The 2,007-nt window shown below is 57.9% G+C and carries 1 rRNA gene; it reads left to right on the top strand.

Annotation, left to right across the window (positions count from 1 at the left end):
- Positions 1-297: 297 nt before the first annotated feature.
- Positions 298-2,007 (top strand): 23S ribosomal RNA (locus QQX09_RS14225); the annotation flags it as partial.

The raw sequence follows: 2,007 nt of genomic DNA, 5'->3' as shown, positions 1-2,007 counted from the left end.
CTAGTACGCCTCGCTTGCGAGGTTGGAACGAGGGGTCGCTCACGGATGGGGTTGTCGGCTGGCACGCTGTTGGGTCCTGAGGGGTCGGACGTTCTCGTTCTATCTTTCAGACCGTCGAACCTGTCGCCAGGTTCGCTCGCCGTCGTCACGACGGGGGCTGTCTGGTGGTGGGCACGGTTGCGGACCATCTCCTCCCATCAAACCGCAGGGCTTGAGTCTTGTAGGTGTGGGGTGTGGGGGTGGGTTCGTCCGTCGTTTGAGAACTGCACAGTGGACGCGAGCATCTTTGATATCTGTGGTCAAGTTTTTAAGAGCACATGGTGGATGCCTTGGCAGTAGGAGCCGAAGAAGGACGTTGTAGCCTGCGATAAGCCTCGGGGAGCTGGCAAACAAGCTGTGATCCGAGGATGTCCGAATGGGGAAACCCCGCTGGAGTCATGTCCAGTGACCCACGCCTGAACACATAGGGCGTGTGGAGGGAACGTCGGGAAGTGAAACATCTCAGTACCGACAGGAAGAGATATTCCGTGAGTAGTGGCGAGCGAAAGCGGATGAGGCCAAACCGTATGCGTGTGATACCCGGCAGGGGTTGCGTGTGCGGGGTTGTGGGACCTTTCGGACTGTTCTGCCGGACAGTCGAGGAGTCAGAAATCCGTGTGATAGGCGAAGGGCATTGAAAGGCCCGGCGTAGAGGGTGCGACCCCCGTAGCCGAAATCATGCGGACTCCTGAGAGTCATCCCAAGTAGCACGGGGCCCGAGAAATCCCGTGTGAATCTGCAGAGACCACTCTGTAAGCCTAAATACTACCTACTGACCGATAGCGAATCAGTACCGTGAGGGAAGGGTGAAAAGTACCCCGAGAGGGGAGTGAAATAGTACCTGAAACCGTGTGCTTACAATCCGTCGGAGCCTCCTTAGCTGGGGTGACGGCGTGCCTTTTGAAGAATGAGCCTGCGAGTTAGTGCTCAGTGGCAAGGTTAACCCGTGTGGGGCAGCCGTAGCGAAAGCGAGTCCGAACAGGGCGTTTGAGTCGCTGGGTCTAGACCCGAAGCGAAGTGATCTATCCATGGCCAGGCTGAAGCGCGGGTAAGACCGCGTGGAGGGCCGAACCCACTTGGGTTGAAAACCGAGGGGATGAGCTGTGGATAGGGGTGAAAGGCCAATCAAACTTCGTGATAGCTGGTTCTCCCCGAAATGCATTTAGGTGCAGCGTTGCGTGTTTCTTGCCGGAGGTAGAGCTACTGGATGGCCGATGGGCCCCACCAGGTTACTGACGTCAGCCAAACTCCGAATGCCGGTAAGTGAGAGCGCAGCAGTGAGACTGCGGGGGATAAGCTTCGTAGTCGAGAGGGAAACAGCCCAGAACACCAACTAAGGCCCCTAAGCGTGTGCTAAGTGGGAAAGGATGTGGAGTTGCATAGACAACCAGGAGGTTGGCTTAGAAGCAGCCACCCTTGAAAGAGTGCGTAATAGCTCACTGGTCAAGTGATTCCGCGCCGACAATGTAGCGGGGCTCAAGTACACCGCCGAAGTTGTGTCATTCACATATGTGCTAGGCCTTCGTGGTCCAGGCGTGTGGATGGGTAGGGGAGCGTCGTGTGGCGGGTGAAGTCGCGGGGTAACCCAGCGGTGGACGCCACACGAGTGAGAATGCAGGCATGAGTAGCGAAAGACGGGTGAGAAACCCGTCCGCCGAATGACCAAGGGTTCCAGGGCCAGGTTAATCCGCCCTGGGTAAGTCGGGACCTAAGGCGAGGCCGACAGGCGTAGTCGATGGACAACGGGTTGATATTCCCGTACCGGCGAAGAACCGCCCATGACGAGGCGGACGATGCTAAGTGCCCAAAGCCGGCGAACCCTTCGGGGGGAGCTCGGTGGCGCGCACGAACCAGATCCGTAGTAGTCAAGCGTATTAACAGGGGTGACGCAGGAAGGTAGCCGAGCGTGGCGATGGTAGTCCACGTCTAAGGGTGTAGGCCGAACCGTAGGCAAATCCGCGGTTCACA

Origin of the sequence: Demequina litoralis (assembly GCF_030418455.1) — a bacterium.
Classification (GTDB): Bacteria; Actinomycetota; Actinomycetes; order Actinomycetales; family Demequinaceae; genus Demequina; species Demequina litoralis.
Note: the sequence above shows the minus strand (reverse complement) of the source record. Positions and strands in the feature narration are given on the sequence as shown.